The organism is Bartonella sp. HY406 (assembly GCF_025449315.1).
Taxonomy (GTDB): Bacteria; Pseudomonadota; Alphaproteobacteria; order Rhizobiales; family Rhizobiaceae; genus HY038.
Genome location: NZ_CP104893.1, coordinates 383,293 through 404,052, shown reverse-complemented (window position 1 = coordinate 404,052; position 20,760 = coordinate 383,293). Strand labels below are relative to the sequence as shown.

Annotated in this window: 15 protein-coding genes; 4 read left to right on the top strand and 11 right to left on the bottom strand. The window is 41.5% G+C overall.

The annotated features are described in order from the left end of the window. Positions 1 to 297: 297 nt before the first annotated feature. From cyoD to cysK, 9 genes are all read right to left on the bottom strand, one after another. Entirely contained in the window at positions 298 to 750 is a 453-nt protein-coding gene (cyoD, locus tag N6B01_RS01620) for a cytochrome o ubiquinol oxidase subunit IV (RefSeq protein WP_262079625.1), read from the bottom strand. Further along, entirely contained in the window at positions 750 to 1,364 is a 615-nt protein-coding gene (gene cyoC / locus N6B01_RS01615; protein WP_182418605.1) for a cytochrome o ubiquinol oxidase subunit III, read from the bottom strand. Before cyoC ends, cyoD begins: the two co-directional genes overlap by 1 nt. Next, positions 1,361 to 3,391 carry a cytochrome o ubiquinol oxidase subunit I gene (gene cyoB / locus N6B01_RS01610; protein WP_262079624.1) on the bottom strand — a complete coding sequence of 677 codons (2,031 nt, stop codon included), beginning with the start codon at positions 3,389 to 3,391 and terminating at the stop codon, positions 1,361 to 1,363. The genes cyoC and cyoB overlap by 4 nt, the downstream gene beginning before the upstream one ends. 73 nt (positions 3,392 to 3,464) lie before the next feature. Beyond that, positions 3,465 to 4,469, bottom strand: a complete 1,005-nt coding sequence (gene cyoA, locus N6B01_RS01605) for a ubiquinol oxidase subunit II (protein WP_182418603.1) — start codon at positions 4,467 to 4,469, stop codon at positions 3,465 to 3,467. A 551-nt stretch (positions 4,470 to 5,020) separates the two neighbouring features. After that, entirely contained in the window at positions 5,021 to 5,470 is a 450-nt protein-coding gene (aroQ, locus tag N6B01_RS01600; RefSeq protein WP_262079622.1) for a type II 3-dehydroquinate dehydratase, read from the bottom strand. Between the two features lie 256 nt (positions 5,471 to 5,726). Next, positions 5,727 to 6,170 (bottom strand): hypothetical protein, encoded by a 444-nt coding sequence (locus tag N6B01_RS01595; RefSeq protein WP_262079620.1) that lies wholly within the window; start codon positions 6,168 to 6,170, stop codon positions 5,727 to 5,729. 230 nt (positions 6,171 to 6,400) lie between these two features. Continuing rightward, on the bottom strand, positions 6,401 to 7,543 hold the full coding sequence (recF, locus tag N6B01_RS01590; RefSeq protein ID WP_262080537.1) for a DNA replication/repair protein RecF: 1,143 nt from the start codon (positions 7,541 to 7,543) through the stop codon (positions 6,401 to 6,403). A 123-nt stretch (positions 7,544 to 7,666) separates the two neighbouring features. After that, entirely contained in the window at positions 7,667 to 8,788 is a 1,122-nt protein-coding gene (dnaN, locus tag N6B01_RS01585) for a DNA polymerase III subunit beta (RefSeq protein ID WP_182418600.1), read from the bottom strand. A 404-nt stretch (positions 8,789 to 9,192) separates the two neighbouring features. Further along, the gene (cysK, locus tag N6B01_RS01580) at positions 9,193 to 10,179 is read right to left on the bottom strand and encodes a cysteine synthase A (protein WP_262079619.1); all 987 of its coding nucleotides are present in this window, start codon (positions 10,177 to 10,179) and stop codon (positions 9,193 to 9,195) included. Between the two features lie 572 nt (positions 10,180 to 10,751). Between cysK and ybgF the strand changes: the two genes are divergently transcribed. The 4 genes from ybgF to N6B01_RS01560 all read left to right on the top strand — a co-directional run bounded on the left by ybgF (position 10,752) and on the right by N6B01_RS01560 (position 15,838). Beyond that, a complete protein-coding gene (gene ybgF / locus N6B01_RS01575; protein ID WP_262079617.1) occupies positions 10,752 to 11,723 on the top strand; it encodes a tol-pal system protein YbgF in 972 nt (323 codons plus the stop codon). Beyond that, the gene (tilS, locus tag N6B01_RS01570) at positions 11,720 to 13,114 is read left to right on the top strand and encodes a tRNA lysidine(34) synthetase TilS (RefSeq protein WP_262079616.1); all 1,395 of its coding nucleotides are present in this window, start codon (positions 11,720 to 11,722) and stop codon (positions 13,112 to 13,114) included. The genes ybgF and tilS overlap by 4 nt, the downstream gene beginning before the upstream one ends. A gap of 198 nt (positions 13,115 to 13,312) precedes the next feature. Further along, positions 13,313 to 15,274 (top strand): ATP-dependent zinc metalloprotease FtsH, encoded by a 1,962-nt coding sequence (gene ftsH, locus N6B01_RS01565; RefSeq protein WP_262079615.1) that lies wholly within the window; start codon positions 13,313 to 13,315, stop codon positions 15,272 to 15,274. Positions 15,275 to 15,448: 174 nt separating this feature from the next. Continuing rightward, positions 15,449 to 15,838 carry a hypothetical protein gene (locus N6B01_RS01560; protein WP_262079614.1) on the top strand — a complete coding sequence of 130 codons (390 nt, stop codon included), beginning with the start codon at positions 15,449 to 15,451 and terminating at the stop codon, positions 15,836 to 15,838. A 187-nt stretch (positions 15,839 to 16,025) separates the two neighbouring features. Here the strand turns inward: N6B01_RS01560 and N6B01_RS01555 are convergent, their stop codons facing one another. Together N6B01_RS01555 and N6B01_RS01550 are read right to left on the bottom strand one after the other, a co-directional pair. Further along, the gene (locus tag N6B01_RS01555; RefSeq protein WP_262079613.1) at positions 16,026 to 19,655 is read right to left on the bottom strand and encodes an acyl-[ACP]--phospholipid O-acyltransferase; all 3,630 of its coding nucleotides are present in this window, start codon (positions 19,653 to 19,655) and stop codon (positions 16,026 to 16,028) included. Positions 19,656 to 19,779: 124 nt separating this feature from the next. Further along, positions 19,780 to 20,664, bottom strand: coding sequence for an arginase family protein (locus N6B01_RS01550; RefSeq protein ID WP_262079611.1), 885 nt, complete (start codon positions 20,662 to 20,664; stop codon positions 19,780 to 19,782). Positions 20,665 to 20,760 lie beyond the last annotated feature (96 nt).

The window sequence follows — 20,760 nt, the reverse complement described above, 5'->3', positions numbered from 1 at the left end:
GGTAAAAAAGTAAGCAACAAATTTCAATTGGTCAGACCAAAATATTATTTTGGACTATTGATATAAAAATAAAAATATTATGCAATTATTTTCACTTCTTGAATGCAGCTATATACAATTTTGATATAATTTATAATTAGATTTATTTTAAAAATAACAACTTATGTTTACTCCCTAAAACAACAGCTAACCTATAAAAAATTTATTCGCAGCAGGTACTTAACGACATAAAAAAGCCCGCTTAGCAACAACTAAGCGGGCTTTTAATTATTTTAACAGATCAATAAATCACTTAAATTATTGAGCTGGCGCTTCACTTTGCGAAGCAGCAGGCGCTTCATTTGGCGCTGCTGGCGCAATTGCTGCAGGTGCAGCAGATGTCGCAGGATAGATAACATCGGTCTGGATCACACGACCAGAGCCACCCATCATATTATAGTTAAGATGGAACATGGTCCACCATGTGCCAAATATAATGACAAGCACGCCTACAACGGTGATCCACATGGAAGTAATATTCCACTTGGAATCAGGTCCATCGCTCAAATGCAAGAAGAAAACGATCTGCACGGCCATTTGAATAAATGCAAGACCAAGCAAATAGATAACTTTCGCACTAATTGACCATTCAGCGAGCCAACCGGCCATGATTGGAGCAAAAGAAGCGATTGTCAAAACAACCGATATGATAAAACCGGTTATATATTTGGATGTGCTGTTGTCGTGGTTTTCTTGTGTATGTGCGCTCATTATAAAGCCCCCAACAAATAGACAACGGTAAATACGCCAACCCAAACGATATCTAGGAAGTGCCAAAATAACGAAAGGCAGGTAAGGCGTGTTTTATTTTGTGATGAAAGACCTGTGCGAGCAAGATGCACGAACATGACAGCCATCCAGATAAGACCAGCAGTAACGTGCAAACCGTGCGTACCCACAAGGGTAAAGAACGATGCCCAGTAAGCTGATGTCCAAGGCTGTGCACCTTCATGGAACAAATGAGCGAACTCATAAAGTTCCATAGCAATAAAGGCGATACCAAAAACAAAGGTAATGCCGAGCCATAGGCGTACACCGGAAATATTATTGCGATGCAATTGGATCATTGCAAAGCCATAAGTGATAGAAGAAAGCAAAAGAAATGCAGTTTCAACTGCCACAAAGTTCAGATCAATCACGCTCTTACCGACGATCCCTTCAGCATAAGCTGAAGAGAAAACGGCAAAGTTTGCGAAAAGTGTTGCAAACAAGATCAAATCTTGAAGAATATAAACGAAAAAACCAAAGGTTTTTACAGAATCTACTTCTTCATGGCCATGGCCGTGATCGTCTGCATGGTTATTATTTAGAGCTGTTGCACTCATGCTCTTGCTCCTTTGCCTTCAAGAACAGCAGTAAAATGATCCTCGGTCTTTTGTACCTCTTCAGCAGAGATATAATAGCCATTATGATCAGCTGTGAATGAATGGACGATTACGCTTGCAATTGTAAAGATAAATGTAAGAGCAACCAACCACCAAATGTGCCAGACAAGTCCAAAGCCAAGTGCAAGCATAGCAATACCGATAACAAAACCAGCTGCAGTATTTGCAGGCATGTGGATCTTTGTAAAGCCAGTTGTTGGGCGTTTTTCGCCACGCACCTTCATATCCCAATAAGCATCTTCTGCTTGAACCTGTGGTACAGTTGCGAAGTTATAGGCAGGAGGAGGTGAAGAAATTGACCATTCAAGCGTACGAGCATCGCCCCAAGGATCGTTTTGGGTAATTGGCAAATTGCCTTTGTGTTTGATGCCATACCAGATGGCAAGCAAGACTTGGCCAACGAAGCACAAAATACCAAGAGCAATGATTAAAGCACCAATTGCCGCAATGATAAAATATATTTGCCAAGATTGATCGACATAGTGTTGCAAGCGGCGAGTTGCGCCGAGCAAACCAACAACATAGATCGGGAAGAAGGCAACATAGAAGCCAACAAACCAGCACCAGAATGACGCAATACCAAGAGCGCGATTTGGCTTGATACCGAATACTTTCGGGAACCAGAAAGCAAGACCACCAAGGTAAGAGAATACAACACCACCAATAATTGTGTGATGGAAGTGGGCAACAAGGAACAAGCTGTTATGGAACTGCCAATCAGCTGGAACCATAGCCAAGAGAACACCAGTCAAACCACCGCCAACAAAGGTAAACATCATGCCCATGCACCAAAGCATTGGTGGCTCGAAGCGAATGCGACCCTTATACATGGTGAACAGCCAGTTGAAGATTTTAACACCTGTTGGCACAGCAATAATCATGGTAGCAATACCAAAGAAGCTGTTAACGGCAACACCGCCACCCATAGTGAAGAAGTGGTGAGCCCAAACGAGGAAGGAGAGAAGAAGGATAACCAACACTGCCCAAACCATCGAGGTATAACCAAAAAGGCGCTTACTTGAGAAAACCGGAACGATTTCTGAAAGTATACCAAAAGCAGGCACAACAAGCACGTAAACTTCAGGGTGACCGAAGATCCATACATAGTTGATCCAAACCATTGGATTGCCGCCACCATAATTGGTAAAGAATGGGAAACCCAAATAGCGTTCAAGCGCAAGAAGCACATAAGCAACAGTAAGCACTGGATAGATCAAAAGGATCAAGATATTAGATACAAGAGCGGTCCAGATAAAAACTGGCATCTTCATCATAGTCATGCCAGGAGCACGCATTTTGATGATAGTTGCAACAAAGTTCACCGCACCCGTGGTCGTCGCTATACCCGATAGCTGCAAGGACCATAGGTAATAGTCAACCCCGGTATCGGGACTTCCCTCAAGACCTGAAAGCGGTGGATAGGCAAGCCAACCAACGCGGCCAAAGTTACCAAGTGCCAGTGATATGTTGATAAGAATGGCACCAGCAAAAGTGATCCAAAAACCAAGATTGTTAAGGAACGGAAACGCTACGTCGCGTGCACCAATTTGCAAAGGTATAACATAATTGAAAATACCAAAAAGCAAAGGGGTTGCCATGAAGAAAATCATGATAACGCCGTGCGCAGTAAAGATCTGGTCAAAGTGATCAGCAGGGAGATACCCACCTGACTGTCCAACTGCAAAAGCCTGATGCGTACGCATCATAACTGCATCGGCAAAGCCGCGCACAAGCATAACAATTGCAAGGACGATATACATAATTCCGATACGCTTATGATCAACTGTTGTTATCCAGTTGCGCCATAAGATACCCCACCAACCGAGTAATGTAATTGCTGCAAGCACGGCGGCACCGAGCACAACAATTGCAATAACAGTGTAAAGCACAATAGGTTCATGCGTTATCGCATGGAATGCTTCCGCTGAGGGGTCAGTCAGTCTTCCGAAAAGAAATGATGATGACATTTTTTAACCCAAATTCTAGATTTCAAAATGGATGGGCAGCAGCACTATGATCGCGCGCGTCCATCTATGGAGATTAATGTGCTGGAGCTTCAGCAGGTTCTTTTGACAAAGTATCACGCGCTTGTACGACAAGTTCAGGTTCAACAACAGAGCAGAGTTCACCCCAAAGCGATTGGGCTGCAGCCTTTGCCATCAATTGTTCGTTACAAGCTGAACCATCAACACAACGGTTTACGATGCGATAATAAAAATCCGTTGGTACCGATGAGAAATATTCAGGCTCATGGAAGTTACGATTATTTTTATTTTTCTTAAGCTCTGCATAACGCTCAGCATTAAGAGCTTGGTTGCTTGCACGTGCCTTAGCGATCCAATCATCAAATTTTTGCTGAGAAACTGAGTGCCACTCAAAACGCATATTGGCAAAACCATCGCCACTATAATTGGCTGACATACCTTTATAAACATTTTCATGTTCAGTATAAAGGTGAAGTTTGGCGTTCATCTGCGGCATTGCATAAAGAACAGTACCAAGTGATGGGACCCAAAATGCATTAACCGATTGTTCTGATGAAAGCTGTAAGAAAACTTGTTTCTTTACAGGCGCATAAATTTCGTTGATAGAAGCAACGCCATATTGCGGATAAATAAAGAGCCACTTCCAATCCATGGCAACCGCGTCAATCTGCAAAGCATCTTCAACCTTGCCTGCAACTTTTTCATCAAGCGGATGAGATGGCTCAAATTTATTGGTATAAGCAACCAACAAGATAGCAAGAAGTGCAACAACCACAATCGGAATGCCCCACATCCACATTTCAATTTTTGTTGAATGGCCCCAATCAGGAAGATATTCAGCCTTGGTATTGGTTGAGCGATATTTATACGCAAAAATGACCACAGCGGCCATAACTGGTATAACGATACAAAGCATAACACCTGTTGCAATCAAAATAACATCGCGCAGGTTTTGTGCCACATACCCTTCGGGATTTAATACCACAATATCGCAACCAGACAGCAATAACATCGATGCAAACACACCGACTATGCCCAGTATTTTTGTTAAGTTTTTCATTCTTACCTGCCTCTCCATATGCAGTGCATATTCTGTGCGAGGGTCCCAGTTAATGTTGTTTTCAAGGCCAATCAACGGATCAAAAGCCATCATTGGTTATTTCTATTCCCATTAATTTTATCATTTTGAATAAATTAAAAATCAATGCGAATCTGCCACAACTATAATTGTGGCGCATTCTAGGCAACTAATAGCGCGTGATAACAATTTAGAAAAGTTCTTTATGCGCCTTGCGGCAATATTGCGCACCTTATGGGCATATTCTACAGAAAATTTGCCTTTTTCATAAAATTCTTGGTCTAATCAAGGGGATAATGCACTTATTGCCTGTAGCACGGCAAGCATTTTAAACTTTTTATAGCGCAGAATTCTCAAAAGAAATGGAAAATCATAAGAGGGGGCGTTAAAAAATAAAATTGCTGCGTCAAATAGAAATGGGCTAACCTAACAATTGACGACCAAGTGAAGTTGATAGCCGAATTTTTAATAAATTTAAAGGCGCAAAAGCAGGGTAAAATAAGATCCTATAGCTGTAACTAATAACTTCACTATTATTTGGTTGTTTTTAATTTACCTACAACAAAGTCAATAGCAAAATGATAACCAAGAGTGCCGCAGCCAGCAATAACACAATCAGCCCTTGTTGACACAAAAGAATGATGACGGAAAGCTTCCCGTTGATGAACATTACTAATATGCACCTCAGCAACCAAACCATCAAAGCTTTTTAAGGCATCAAGGATGGCAACCGATGTATGGGTATAGGCAGCTGGGTTAATGACAATGGCAGCGGCCTCTGCGCGCGCTTCTTGTATCCAATCAACCAATTGCCCTTCATGATTGCTTTGTAAAAAGCGAATATCAAAACCAGCCAATTTTGCTGCTTTTTCACATAGTTTCTCAACATCTTTTAAGGTTTCTGCACCATAAATTTCTGGTTCACGCGTGCCGAGCATATTAAGATTTGGACCATTGAGGATATAAATCAACTTTGCGGACATGACATGCCTTTCATTGGTGATTGCTAAAGCAACTGACCTTCAATAAATGTCAATAACTCCCGATGGCATTGACCATGTACGAAAATTAAATTCACTAAAAATCTACATTATTGGCTTCACAAGAAAACCGCAATTATTTTTTTAACAATTTAAAATATATCCTCATGCAACCCGTTACAGCATTAGTAAGACAGTTACCAACCAGTGCTTAAGACAGCCTATCTAAAGCACCGCAACTTTGGTATTTCTTTGATATTTAACGCTGCACAACAGAACCACTACGATTGACGGGACGATTATCATCCTTAGGCTTTAAATCCTGTTCCGCGTCGGCATTTTCTGTAACAGCCTCAGAATAATCCATTGCAATCGCTTCATCATGAAGTGAAGCATTTATGCTTTGCATAAATTCTTCAGTGAGATCATAACCGCCACTTGTATTTACACCTAAACATTGAAAACTATAAAGAATCCCCCAAGGAAAGCCCCACCAACCCAAAAACAGGGTCAGTAACGTATAAGGCAAAGCCTTTTTAGCTGCCGATTCATCACTACGCACAAAGAAAATGTCAGTCGGATTTTTAAATGACATAATAATAATAGAAACACACCAAATATACTGAACAAAGCGACCGCCTTTGGCCACTTCCTCACGTATTTCTTCAACACTCATATTTTCAATGCCAACGATATTAGCCATCTTAAGCAGCCCCTTATAACTTAAAATAATTATTAAAATTCTTGGAATTCAAAATTTTTGATTAAGCATGCTCTTAATACATTTCATAAGATATTTAAATATAGTATCATAAAATATATTCATTTTTAACAATAAAATAAGCTCAATTTATAATTATTATTATTTTAAATTAGGACTTACATATGGCAAATAATGTAAAAATAGTTTCTTTTATCAGTTAACAAGTAGAATTAGGCATTATGATAAGCCTCAACATGATTTTCTTTGACTGACAAGAATTGCGCCCTGCCCTCTAACCCCACAAACAGTGCGTGATCCGTTCCGGTCATAAAGGCTTGGGCTTGCAATTGATCGAGAATTTCAAAAAGTGCAATCCGCCGCAAAGGATCAAGATGGGCGGCAATCTCATCAAGAAGTAGAATTGGTGTCATGCCTGAAACCTCACCAATGAGACGTGCATGGGATAAAATAAGCCCCGTCAACAATGCCTTTTGTTCGCCGGTTGAACAAAGCGCCGCCGGCATGGATTTAATGAGATGGCTGACCTCTAAATCACTGCGATGAGGGCCTTCCAACGTACGCCCTGCCCGTGCATCAAGCGGGCGATTTTGTTCTAAAAGCGCGCGGTAATCTTCCTCGACATCAACCGCGGCAGCTTCATCAAGCTTAGCCTCCAAAAGACCAGTCGCACTCAAAACCGACATGGGAAACAAGCTGTTTAACAGCATTTTTTCAATCATTGCCCCCATAAGGCGCACCATTTCCTTGCGCGCTGCAGCAATTGCCACCCCAAGTTCGGCCATTTGCGCTTCCAATGCACTCATCCAATAGGCATCATCAACATTGTCACTTAATAATTTATTGCGTGAGCGCATGGCTTTTTCAAAATTGATAACCCGCCGCCCATGCAGGGGATCAAGCCCCATAACCAGTCGATCAAGAAAACGCCGCCTGTCCGATAAAGTACCAGTAAAAAGCCCATCCATTGCTGGAATTAGCCAACTAATGCGGCTATATTCTAGCAAATTATCGGCCGAAGCATTTGCGCCATTGATGCGCACTTTACGTGTGCTTTCATTATCATTAATACCGGTACCAATTTGCGCTTCGCCATAAATATCACATTCAAGGCGAGCAAAGATTGTAAAACCGTTTTGTTTTGAGGCTAAATTTTTATCATAAGCGCCATGGATAAGCTCATTATAACCGGCACGGCGCAAACCCTTGCCTGGTGATAATAACGATATGGCTTCCAATATATTGGTTTTGCCGGCGCCATTATGGCCAGTTAACACAACATGTTGGCCAGAAAAAGCCAAATTAAGGCTTTCATAATTGCGAAAAGCCGCGAGACTAAGCCCGCGAACCCGCATTTTTTCACCATAGGATTGAATATCAGACAAATCTATTATTTGACCTTATCTCAAAAAATCTAAATCTGCCCAATAGATCTAAACTCGCAGAATCTACATTCGCAAATTCTAAACTCTCAATTTCTAAACTCTCATGGGCATCAAAACATAAAGCGCATCAGCATCATTGCTGTCACGGATCAAAGTTGGCGAACCAGAATCAGCTAATAAGAATATTGCTTCATCGCCCGCCAATTGCCCAGTAATATCCATTAAATAGCGAGAATTAAAGCCAATTTCCAAAGGATCAGCTTCATAATCTGCACTTAACTCATCTTCAGCACTACCAGAATCTGGATTATTAACCGTGAGCTTTAATTGTCCATCACCAATTGTAAGTTTAACAGCGCGGCCGCGATCGCTTGAAATAGTTGATACGCGATCAACTGCTGCTGCAAAGGCGGCGCGATCAATAATCAATTTTTTATCATTGCCTTGTGGAATAACCCGGCCATATTCAGGAAATGTACCATCAATGAGTTTTGATGTTAAAACTACAGAACCTGCCGAAAAACGAATTTTAGCATCCGATAATTCGATTTTTACCAAAGCTTCATTGTCATCACCAACCAGCTTTTGCAATTCAGCAACGGTTTTACGCGGAATGATAACGCCGGGCATGCCTTCGGTGCCATGAGGTGCATTAAGCTCTGCTTGCGCCAAACGGTGACCATCAGTTGCAACGGCACGCAGCTTTAATACGCCATCACTTTCCACCACATGGAAATAGATACCATTCAAATAATAGCGAGTTTCTTCGGTGGAAATTGCAAATTGCGTAGAATTAACAAGGCGCTTTAAATCTTCAGCCTTGATTTCAAATGAATGGCTAAATTGGCCAGTGCTCAATTCAGGAAAATCGGTTTTTGGTAAGCATTGCAAACGAAAGCTAGCACGGCCTGCAGCAACGGCAACCGCATTGCCTTCACCATTCATCGAAAGACTTACTTCGCCACCATCTGGAAGTTTACGAACAATGTCATAAAGAAGATGGGCTGGAACGGTTGTAGCGCCTGCTTGCTCAATAGTTGATGTGGTTGTTTCGGTTATTTCAATATCAAGATCAGTTGCTTTAAGCAACATTTGACCATTATCAGCCTCAATCAATACGTTAGACAGGATAGGGATGGTATTGCGCCGCTCCACGACCCGATGAACACGACCCAATGATTTGAGAAGATTGGCACGATCAACTGTAATGCGCATATCTATAACTCACTTCCTAAACTGCGGATATTTAACCGCTAAACCAAACTTTATAGACAAATCACTTCGCATCAAAATCAGCGCAATGATTCTGTCGTTAATCTCTTATAAACCACATCGCTTAATTGACAAAATAGCATCTTGCAACTTGTGTGGATAAATTTGGCAAAAGCCATAAATCACAGCGTCATAAAATAATGAAAAACGCTTGTAAATATTATTGTAAAGATTTTTATAAACCCTCATCGAGCTATCACCCACATATTATATGAGGTTTATTCAATAAAATAATTGGGGCGGATAATTATTATTTAAAGCAAAAAAGCACCAATGGAACCTTGTCAATTGGTGCTTTTTATATTCAAAATTCACAATTAGACTATGTCAATTATGAGACATAGATCCTATTCAAGCCCTTCAAAAAGCGCAGTCGATAAATAGCGCTCTGCAAAGGAAGGAATAATAACCACAATGTTCTTGCCATTATTTTCTGGACGCTTACCAACTTCAATTGCCGCTGTTAAAGCAGCACCAGCCGATATACCAACTGGAACACCTTCAATACGCGCAAGCGCGCGAGAATTTTCAAAGGCATCATCATTGGCAATGGTGATGATTTCATCATAAACCTTTGTATCTAATGTGTCTGGCACAAAGCCAGCGCCAATACCTTGCAACTTATGTGGGCCGGGATTGCCACCTGATAAAACGGGAGAATCTTTTGGTTCTACTGCGATAATCTTAACATCGGGATTACGCTCTTTTAATACTTGCCCCACACCAGTGATTGTACCACCAGTACCAATGCCGGAAATAAAGAAATCGACATGACCATCGGTATCATTCCAGATTTCTTCGGCGGTTGTTTCGCGGTGGATTTGAGGATTGGCTTGATTTTCAAATTGCTGGGGAATAATCGCATCGGGAATTTCTTGCGCTAATTCTTGTGCTTTCGCAATAGCGCCTTTCATACCCTTTGCGCCCTCTGTCAAAACCAGTTCAGCACCAAGATATTTAAGCAATTTACGTCGCTCAACCGACATGGTTTCCGGCATAGTTAAAATAATACGATAGCCTTTTGATGCCGCAACAAAGGCCAAAGCAATACCAGTATTACCCGAAGTTGGCTCAATAAATACCGTTTTACCAGGCACGGCTTTGCCCGCCCTTTCCAATGCATCAATCATTGCATAACCAATGCGATCCTTGACGCTTGCAAGAGGATTAAAAAATTCAAGCTTTAAAAGTAAATTCGCACCAACACCCTTAGCTTTGGCAAATTTATCAACCCGAACAAGCGGTGTATCGCCAATTGTTTCCAAAATGGAATTATAAACCTTGCCACGCCCCTTAGTGGATTTGGCTGTTGTGTTTTTTTCTATGCCACTCATTTAAAGCTCCATCATTTAAAGCTAAAAGGCAATAGCCGCCTATTTTAAAGCGATATGCCATTAAAAAAATTCTTAAATAAAGATAGTCCTTTTCAAACCAACAAAAGAGAACTGATGAATTAATTTTTCATAAAATAATGCATTTATTTTCTAAAATATCTTTTAATATTAGATAATTATTTCTAATTATCCAAAACGCCGAACATATATGCTTCAATCCGGATTTTACTGCCCTAAAATTTATTGAGCAAATATTGCAACTGAAATGCAAAAAAATATTTTGAACCATTATAAATTTTGACGCAAAAAATCACGAAACAATCACATTTCATCACCATCTTGAACAAAATTTCACCAAAGTCAAAAGGCAGATTAAAGCCAACACAGCAAACGAATTGAAAAGCTACTTGGACGACCTTATATAGTTTTGGCATTTATAGCCTAAATTCATTAAGGCAAATCAAAAGTGAAGCTGTCTGCCTAATAGATTAAAACTGGATATATCATTATAGCTGCTGCACAGCGGCAATAAACAAACGCTTAAAACAAAGTTATGGAAATTGAGGTAATTTATGGAACGCTCAACAAAAAGGTTTTTGTCAACGGCCCTATTTGTCCCCGTCCTTTCTTTGACTGCAATGCAAGTACCAATGGCACAGGCGCAACAAAACCCCAATTTTTTAGAACGGGTTCTTGGCGGCAATAAAAGCCAAAATGTTGCACAAGCCTCACCACAAATTGATACGCGCACCATTCAGCTAGAGCAAGCTTTGCGTGATTTGACCACTAAAGTTGAAAACTTGAATATACAGGTTTTAGAAATGCAAAACCGTATTGATATCCTAGAAGGCAAAAAGCCAAGCAATGCAGCAATTGCCGAACGTCAGCAACGTCAAACATCACTTAGCTCTCAGCCTGCTATAGCTAATAATTCATCACGCGCAATAGCAAATACAAGCTCTAATAGTAGCGTGGAAAATAGCAAAAATGTTGGGTCAAGTACCCAAGCTAAACCAAATACCAATGGTGGCACAGAAAATTTAGGCTCCATTCATTTTGACCGCGACGGCAATATTATTGAAAGCACGAGCGATAAAAATTCGCAGGCAAGTGTTCCAACAGGTGGTAACCAGACTAGCTCTGTGCCACAAACTTCAAGCTCAAAAGAGCTTTATCAGGTTGGATACCAATCAATTCTTGCCGGCGATTATCGCGCCGCAGAACCGATATTTCGCGCCTTTCAAGAGCGCTACCCAAGCGACCCATTAATTGCCGATGCTTCCTTTTGGCTTGGAGAATCGCTTTATGGTCAAGGGCGCTATCGTGAAGCGGCCGCAGCCTATATGGATGTTGAGAGGAATTATAACTCGACACCGCGCGCGCCTGAAAATATGCTTAAACTTGGTATGACAATGGCAGAACTTAATGACGATGAAACTGCTTGTGCGGTCTTTGCAAAAGTGCCACAAGAATATAAACAAGCAGAACCTGCAGTGTTAAAGCGGGTAGTCGATGAACAAAAGCGCCTTAATTGTAACCCGTGATAGCAAATTTAAAACCAAATTTTTTAATTGAAGATTTTGAGCAAAGCCAAAATATCATTGCCGCCGTGTCTGGGGGCAGTGATTCTTTGGCTTTGCTATTCTTATTGCGTGAGTTTTTACAAAAACATGATCAAGATAATCGCCTTGTTGCTGTTACAATTGATCATGGTCTTCGACCAGAATCCCTAGTTGAAGCCCAAGGCGTTGCAGAAATTTGTCGTCAACATAATATCCGGCACACCATCTATGTCTGGCAAGGTGACAAGCCCAAGGTGGGCATTTCAGACAAGGCAAGAACTGCCCGCTATAATCTTTTATGCGAGGCTGCCGCCCATTATAACAGCAATATTATTGTAACTGGTCATACATTTGACGATCAAATTGAAACCTTCCGCATGCGGCAAATGCGCCTTGATAAAGGGCGCGGTCTCGCTGGCATGGCAAAAGAGGCACTATTACAACAAGAGTTCAGATTATTGCGCCCATTACTCGATTGCAAAAGAGCCGATTTGCGTAACTATTTGCTAACAAAAAATATTAACTGGGTGGATGATCCGAGCAATGACAATTTGCATTATGAACGGGTACGCATTCGCAAAAATCCTACCCCAGCGATTGAGAATGAGATTTGCGCCCAACTTGAAACGGCACGATTGCAACGGGAAAAAAATGCACAGCATATTGCCAAACTCATTATAGAAACCAATGCCCATTGGCGCGATGAACAACTTATAATTAAAATTGCTAATGATTCGCTGCGACAACAGCCTATATTTATTCATTTTATTGAAATTTTAGCAGGACTTATTGGCGGCAAGGCATATGTTAAACCGGCGCCTCATGCACTTATTGAATTTCTTGCATATGGGGCTGAGGCAAAAAAAGCAACTCATAGTGCCACTATAATTGAAAATCATCCCTATGAATTAAGGCTTTGGCGTGAACTGCGCAACTTAGTGCCTATCACTGTGAAAGCTCAGGAAACCGCAATCTGGGATGGGCGGTTTGCCTTTACGAATAAAAATCAAGAAGAATTTATTGTACGCGCGCCAAAACTGTCAGAGGTACATTCTAGGTTAAACAAAATCGGCAATCGCAATTCCAATAAGATTAAACCTCATATACCATCCTTATTAACTTCGCCTTTAATTGACAAAAAATCAGGCAGCGAACTGCCCTTTATCGACCAGTTAGATTGTTGCAGCCCCCATTATCAAATTACTCCGGTCTTAATGCCGTTTCATTGGCTCGCATCTAGCCATGATTTCGCCATGTTGTCGCCATTATATCGACTTTTTAAGCAAAGAATGGCGATAAAAATAAAAATAGATGACGTTGCTAACAAAAACCTTGCAGAAATACCGTCTTACACCTTGGCAAGTGAAGAATGAAAACATATGTTACAAAAAACTTCTTCTGGGAATATGCCGGAGAAGTATTTATAGCAACTTTTAGTTGTTTATGAATGAATTTGACAATCGACATGTCGCGCAAGATGTTGTGTTGGGGTTTTGTCGGTGAAAACTATGACAAGAATACAAAAGAATTGACAAAATTATAAGTGCCTTTGGCTTAGATATGGATTTGATATGAACCCGAATTACCGTTCCGTTGTCCTGTGGGGTATTATCGCAGTTGTTATTATTGCACTATTTTCAATGTTTCAGGGAACTGGACAACGAGGAATAAGTGGCGAGATTGATTATTCAACATTTTTAGAGCGTGTTAATAATAAGCAAATTAAAGAAGTTACTATTGACGGCCAAAATATCGTTGCAACTGCTACCGATGGCACGCTTATTAAAACTGTTGGCCCTAAGGAACCAGATTACAAAGCCTTTCAAGATAATAATATTGGCATCAAGGTTAAACCTGAAAGTACCGGTTCAAGCCCACTAGTAAGCATTCTTGGCACCATCATACCCATTGTTATTCTTATTGCTATTTGGGTATTTTTCATGCGCCAAATGCAAGGCGGTTCACGCGGGGCTATGGGCTTTGGTAAATCTAAGGCCAAGCTATTAACCGAAGCGCATGGCAGAGTTACCTTTGATGACGTTGCAGGTGTTGAAGAGGCCAAGAATGACTTGGAAGAAGTGGTTGAATTCTTACGCGACCCACAAAAATTCCAACGCCTTGGCGCACGTATTCCACGCGGCGTTTTACTTGTTGGTCCTCCAGGAACGGGTAAAACCTTGCTTGCCCGCGCAGTTGCCGGCGAAGCAAATGTACCGTTTTTCACCATCTCTGGTTCTGATTTTGTTGAAATGTTTGTTGGTGTTGGTGCAAGCCGCGTCCGCGATATGTTCGAGCAAGGCAAGAAGAATGCGCCTTGTATTATCTTTATCGACGAAATTGATGCCGTAGGTCGTCATCGCGGCGCCGGCATTGGCGGCGGTAATGATGAGCGTGAGCAAACATTAAACCAGTTATTGGTTGAAATGGATGGCTTTGAAGCCAATGAAAATGTCATCATCATTGCTGCGACCAACCGTCCTGATGTGCTTGATCCTGCGCTTCTTCGTCCAGGTCGTTTTGATCGTCAGGTTGTTGTGCCAAATCCCGATGTTGCTGGCCGTGAACAAATTTTGCAAGTGCATGTGCGCAATGTACCGCTAGCTCCCAATGTTGATTTAAAAGTTATTGCCCGTGGTACACCCGGTTTTTCTGGTGCGGATTTGATGAATCTTGTCAATGAAGCAGCCCTTATGGCTGCAAGACGCAATAAGCGCCTTGTCACCATGCAAGAATTTGAAGATGCAAAGGATAAAGTATTAATGGGGGCAGAGCGTCGCTCTACCGCGATGACACAAGACGAAAAAATATTAACCGCCTATCACGAAGCAGGCCATGCGGTTGTTGCTTTAAATGTTGCTAAAGCCGATCCTCTCCATAAAGCAACTATCATTCCGCGTGGTCGCGCCCTTGGTATGGTGATGCAATTGCCTGAAGGCGACCGTTATTCCATGAGCTATCAATGGATGGTATCGCGCATTGCCATTACAATGGGTGGCCGTATTGCTGAAGAATTGAAATTTGGCAAGGAAAATATCACCTCTGGTGCATCATCCGACATTGAACAAGCCACCAAATTAGCTCGTGCTATGGTCACCAAATGGGGCTTTTCTGATCAGCTTGGTAAAGTTGCTTATGGTAGCAATCAAGAAGAAGGTTATGGCCCGCCGCGACAAGAAGCTATGTCCGAGCACACAGCGCAAATTATTGATACTGAAGTGCGCCGAATCGTTGATGAAGCTTATGAAGAAGCAAAACGAATCCTACTCGAAAAGAAAGATGAATGGGTGCGCCTTGCTGAAGGTTTACTTGAATATGAAACCTTAACAGGCGAAGAAATTATCGAAGTTATGGCAGGCAAAGAGCCATCACGAAATCTTGGTAATGAAACAAGCCGTAGTTCCGGTGTGCCAAAGGCAGGCCGCAGTGTTAAGCTTGATATCGAAAAGCCAATTGAAGGCGAAGATATGAAATCATCCGAGCCTACTGATGATAGCAAAGCTGAAAATGATGAAACGCCTCAGAGTAAATCATAAACTTTGCGCATTATAAGTAAAAGCGTTTTACGGGTATGGTGAAAATCATACCCGTTTTTTTTGCCAATAATTTCCATAGGGTATTTTTCACGCAATATTTTTACCCGTTATTTTAAATTGCAGTTTTATCATTATAAATTATTCATGTATGATTTAATCGATTAAGAGCTAAAAATGCCTGTTTTAAAAACAACAATGCTGATCCAAAAAGGTTACCTGCTCAAGCAAGCGCTTTCGATTGAAAGTGTGATGCAACTTTTTCCAATTAATGAAACAATATTAAAAAAAGATACGGCGTTGCTCGTTCTATGGGATGGAATGTTCAAATTAGAATTTGGCTACCACAAAAATGCATTAAGTTACTTTTCAGTGGAACCTTATGCAAATAGCTCGTTAAAAGATGTCTTTAATGATGACCTATATTTATTTGGCAAAAGCCAAGCATGTATAGAGGATTATTTACCATTCACCAAAATCAATGAAGAGCGATGGAATTTTAAGGATTTATCCTTCTATTTTGATGAGGATAAAAAACTCACCGCAATCTTTCAAAATTTTAAATAAGCACACAAACTAAGAAATTAACACCATATGCTGATAGGCATACCCCTTAAATGAGTAAAAGATTCATAGCGGTTACATCACGGCTATTTTAAACGGCGCTAAAAATGCATGAAATAAAAATGGCCAGCACCACAATCCGATGCCGGCCATTTTTCAAACTTTATACCAATCAAATGTGATTGCTCTATTAAGCTTCTTCAACTTGTTTTTTTAAGGCTGGATAATCAATCTTACCAGTGCCCAGCAAGGGTAATTTTCCATAAATAATTCGCGATGGCACAAAGAGTTCAGGGATACCTTCAGCGCGTGCAAGCTTTAATAAATCTGGTCGATTTACTTGTTCTTCTTCACTAATAAGCACAATACGCTCGCCTTTTTTAGGATCGCTTAGAGTTACAACGCCCAACATAACGCCTGGGAAAGCACGCGAGGCCATTGCTTCAACCGCCGATAGTGACACCATTTCGCCGCCTACCTTTGCAAAACGTTTCGCGCGGCCAAGAATGGTAACAAAACCTTCATCATCAATATTGACGATATCACCTGTATCATGCCAACCATCAACAGGTGGCTCAATAATACCGGGCTTTTCCACCCGTAAATAGCCAGCCATGACATTTGGGCCATAAACAAATAATCGACCGCCATTATCAACACCTTCAACCGCTTCAAGGCGCGGAGTGATTGCTGGCAATAATTTACCAACCGTACCTGGCTTATTATACATGGGGGTGTTGAGTGCTAAAACAGGTGAGGTTTCAGTAACGCCGTAACCTTCAAGCACACGAATGCCAAATTTATTCATCATCATTTCGCGGGTTGTTGATTTTACTGGCTCTGCACCTGCAAAACAATAACGGATTGAGCGGAAATCATAAGGATGGGCATTGCGGCCATAACCATTTAAGAAGGTATCGGTACCAAAGATAATGGTAGCATTAGATGAATAAATCGCTTCTGGAATGATGCGATAATGCAAGGGTGATGGGTAAAAGTAAACTGGCACGCCCGATGTTAATGGCAAGACAGTACCTGCCGTTAAACCAAAAGAATGGAACATTGGCAAAACATTGAAAAGACGATCAGCACTGTTAAAATCGACCCTTGCTGCAGCTTGTGCAACATTCGATAACATATTGCCATGAGATAATACCACACCTTTTGGTGTACCCTCAGAACCTGATGTATAAAGGATAGCTGCAGGATCGTGATGCTGGCGGTTTTTAACCAAGGGACGTGTTTTCATAACCATAGCAGTTATTTTTGCTAAATAGTTGATTTCTTTCGCCATATCTTCCAAAAATACAAAGCGGATATTGACGGCTTTTAAGCTTTCAGCAAGTTCTTCTAGGCGTGCTTGGCGTAAGAATACCCGCGATGTGACGATTGTTTTAATTTCAGCCGCCGTTGTTGCATAGGTTAAAGTTGAAAGACCAGCTGAAAAATTCATCATTGCTGGCACTTTACCGGCAGATTGCAAGGCAAAAAAGGTAATCGCTGCAGCATTGGAGTTTGGCATCATTAAACCAACATTGCTATCTTTTGCCAAATGCTTGGCAAGGGGTTTGGCAAGGGCACGGATAGCGGTAAGCATACGACCATAACTCATCAAACCCCGCATTGGGTCTTCAATCGCATCATGGCTCATGCCATAATCTTTACCAGCTTTTACCAAAGCATCCAAAACTGTGCCATCATGACCTGATGTTGCAAAAACAAGATCGGACATGATGCGGTATAATTCATTACCGGCAGCATGACGGCGAGCGCGAGATTTCAGCTTAGGATCAAGTTCCAATTCAACCGGTGCAGTAATAGTCACGCGCACTTTAGGGAAAAATTGGCGGCGCACAGCAATACCAGAAAGGCGTGAGAAGAATGTGCGCTCCAATCCATCAATTTTAATCGGCACAACCTTGGCATTGGTGCGGTCTGCAACCATTGCCGCGCCATCATAAACTTTCATCAAACTACCGGTAACCGTAATCCGGCCTTCAGGGAAAATAACCAGCGGCGAGCCATTTTTAACAGCACGAATAAGGCTACGTGCTGCCAAGGGGCGGGTTGGATCCATTGGAAATGCGTTCATATATTTTAAGAAAGGGCGGATCCACCAACGGCGTGCGATAACCGAATTAATAGCGAAAGCTGGAGCGCGCATAGTATTATCGGTAATAGCAAGTGCCAATAAACCATCTAAAAATGATACGTGGTTAAGGGCAAGAATAGGTGTTTCACCGGCATTTTTGAGGTTTTCAAGCCCCTTAACTTCAAGACGGAAAAAAGCACGGAATAAAATAGTGATAAAATCACGAAATGGATTGGTTGGCAAATAACGCAACATAAAAAATGAAGCGATAAACGAGGCAATTGATAAGCCTATCAATACGCTATGCAAGGATGCACCGCTAAATAATTGCACTGAAAATACCTTGCCGCTTTGTACAAAAGCGATGACCAGCGCACCAATGACCATGATACCAGAATTTAAAACATTGTTAGCCGCAATGACACGGGCACGACTTTGTGGTGCGCTCCATGCTTGAAGGGCAGCAAAACCCGGCACGACAAGGAATGCGCCACCAATAGCGGTAAAAGCCAGATCAATCATTAACCGAATTGTACCAGGAACCATTAAAAATTCACCATAAGTGTGGACGATTTGATCCGTTCCCATGGATTTAACATTAAAACCAGCATCAAGAAGAGCAATAGCACAAACAATACTGCCAAACACCGATTGCAAAAGAACAATGCGACCAGCGGACGCCCAAACAGCCATAGCTGAACCAATAGCAATGGATATGGCGAAAACCGCAAGAAAGAAGGAGCTGCTATGGGCAAATTGACCAAGCTGCTTACCAAATGCTGGAATCATAGGCACCAAAACAGCACCAACCAACCAGAACCAAGAAATCATCAAGGATACGATGAATAATTTACGTTCACGGCTGATTTCATGTAATAGGCGGCCGGTGGTGCGAATAATATTTTTGTCAATTTTAAGATCTGCTTTTGCCGCACCATGGTAAGGCATAAAACAGCAGCATACCCAACCCAAGAGTGCAAAAACTACGATTAAAATAGCGGTGAGGTATGATGGACCATGATGACCTGCAAAACTATAATCGGCAAGTAACGAGCCTAAAAGAATTGCAATAAAGGTTGCAGCCTCCACCCAACCATTCGCTTTGGGTAAGTCAGTACGGGCAATTTGCTCTGGCAAAACCGCATATTTAATCGGACCAAATAAAGCAGATCCAACGCCAAACATAAATAAGGCAACCATTAAAATTGGGATGGAGCCTAAGATGAGTCCCAATGCTGCGCCAGCGGCAACAAATATTTCAATTAATTTATAAAACCGCGCAAGACGCGCTTTATCAAAGCGATCGGCTAATTCGCCGCCCGTTGCTGAAAACAATAAAAAAGGCAACATGAAAATAGCTGCCCCTAAAGTGTTAAGCGACTCGCTTGAAGCCTGGCTAACAGTTGCAGTAACAACCAAGGCTAAAGTGAATTTTAAAAAATTATCATTAAAGGCTGAGAAAAATTGCGCTCCAAATAAAGGCCCAAACCGGCGGGATGTTAACAAGTTGGCGATTGGTGGATTATCAGAAAATTCACCTTCTATTTGGCTAAAGGATTGACGAGCAACCTTGTGGGTATCGCCATTTGGGTTGCCTTCCGCTTGTCCCTGCACCATGACCGCCTCAACACTTTCTACTTGTAGTGTTGTTTCAGCCGTGTCCTTTTGCGAGCTACCCTGTTCGCCACCTGCAGCACCTAAGCCTTCTTTGTCGCTTACGCTCGTCATGTTAAACTCCCGTCTTAAAATGAACTTAGCTCACTATAGCTTGGGTTATTTTGTTAAGCAAGAAAAAAATGAACGTCGTTCAAAATTATTTTTGATATTGTTTTTTTTATGAAAGATTACCCCGCTAGCCACCATCGCGTAAAATGGGTAGTTTTTCCAAAGCACCTTTAAGGGCAATAGCATCCCATGGCAAATATTCAGCAATACCAAGTCCAACAACATCCACCTTTGCAGCGACATCACTTAACAACCGCACTATATCCGCCAAATGCATTTCACCTTGTGTTATACCATCAAAATCATTGCTTGCAGCATTTGGATTACCAAAATACAAGGAAGAAAATTTTTTGACATTCAAAACATCAAGATCAAAATGAACGGCTAAATATTTAGCGTTAATCGAGCTTAGCCAATCAATCACGCTGTCACTTGATGCTTTTAAAGCACTGGCGCTCGCTATTTTTAAACTATGCAGATGGATAAAATCCGTTTCAAATGGCAGGGTTTTACCAAGACCTGCAAACATGACATTTTCTGGCTTTATTGGTTGCTTGACACGTTTGACAAAATCTTCATCACCCTTACCCAAAAGATTGCCAAGAACCATAGCATGGGCATTGTGAAAAACATCTGGCGTCATAACATCAGGGTGGGCATCAAGCCAAAGAACCGCAAGATCACCATTATAAATCTCGTTCAAATATGCAAAAGGAACCAGATCAACCAAACAGTCCCCGCCAAGAACAACTATTTTTTTCGGTTGATGTTGGTCTATTTTTTTGCGCGCTTCATCGGCTTGTTTTAATAAAACTTCGCGCCCGATAATTCCATTTTCAAGCTGTAATGGCGATTGTTCATTGTCACTAGCGACATTAACTCGCTCAACCGCAAAACTTGGCTGTGGCGCTAAAAAATTTAGCAAAGTACTTCCCATCTGATAGGCCGGATTATTACCGCCCTGCCACTGAGGAAATACCAATCTCAACACAGTTTGTTCTTGCTTGCTCATACTACCCCCCAAAAACGCTGCCATTTTGCTATCAATCTGCCCGGCAAAATTAACAAATTATTTACCACCAATACAAAAAACTGTCATTCGCCATTA

Coding starts and splice junctions, on each gene's coding strand:
- cyoD (WP_262079625.1), bottom strand. CDS start 750: ATGAGCGCACATACACAAGAAAACCACGACAACAGCACATCCAAATAT.
- cyoC (WP_182418605.1), bottom strand. CDS start 1,364: ATGAGTGCAACAGCTCTAAATAATAACCATGCAGACGATCACGGCCAT.
- cyoB (WP_262079624.1), bottom strand. CDS start 3,391: ATGTCATCATCATTTCTTTTCGGAAGACTGACTGACCCCTCAGCGGAA.
- cyoA (WP_182418603.1), bottom strand. CDS start 4,469: ATGAAAAACTTAACAAAAATACTGGGCATAGTCGGTGTGTTTGCATCG.
- aroQ (WP_262079622.1), bottom strand. CDS start 5,470: ATGTCCGCAAAGTTGATTTATATCCTCAATGGTCCAAATCTTAATATG.
- N6B01_RS01595 (WP_262079620.1), bottom strand. CDS start 6,170: ATGGCTAATATCGTTGGCATTGAAAATATGAGTGTTGAAGAAATACGT.
- recF (WP_262080537.1), bottom strand. CDS start 7,543: ATGCGGGTTCGCGGGCTTAGTCTCGCGGCTTTTCGCAATTATGAAAGC.
- dnaN (WP_182418600.1), bottom strand. CDS start 8,788: ATGCGCATTACAGTTGATCGTGCCAATCTTCTCAAATCATTGGGTCGT.
- cysK (WP_262079619.1), bottom strand. CDS start 10,179: ATGAGTGGCATAGAAAAAAACACAACAGCCAAATCCACTAAGGGGCGT.
- ybgF (WP_262079617.1), top strand. CDS start 10,752: ATGGAACGCTCAACAAAAAGGTTTTTGTCAACGGCCCTATTTGTCCCC.
- ftsH (WP_262079615.1), top strand. CDS start 13,313: ATGAACCCGAATTACCGTTCCGTTGTCCTGTGGGGTATTATCGCAGTT.
- N6B01_RS01560 (WP_262079614.1), top strand. CDS start 15,449: ATGCCTGTTTTAAAAACAACAATGCTGATCCAAAAAGGTTACCTGCTC.
- N6B01_RS01555 (WP_262079613.1), bottom strand. CDS start 19,655: ATGACGAGCGTAAGCGACAAAGAAGGCTTAGGTGCTGCAGGTGGCGAA.
- N6B01_RS01550 (WP_262079611.1), bottom strand. CDS start 20,664: ATGAGCAAGCAAGAACAAACTGTGTTGAGATTGGTATTTCCTCAGTGG.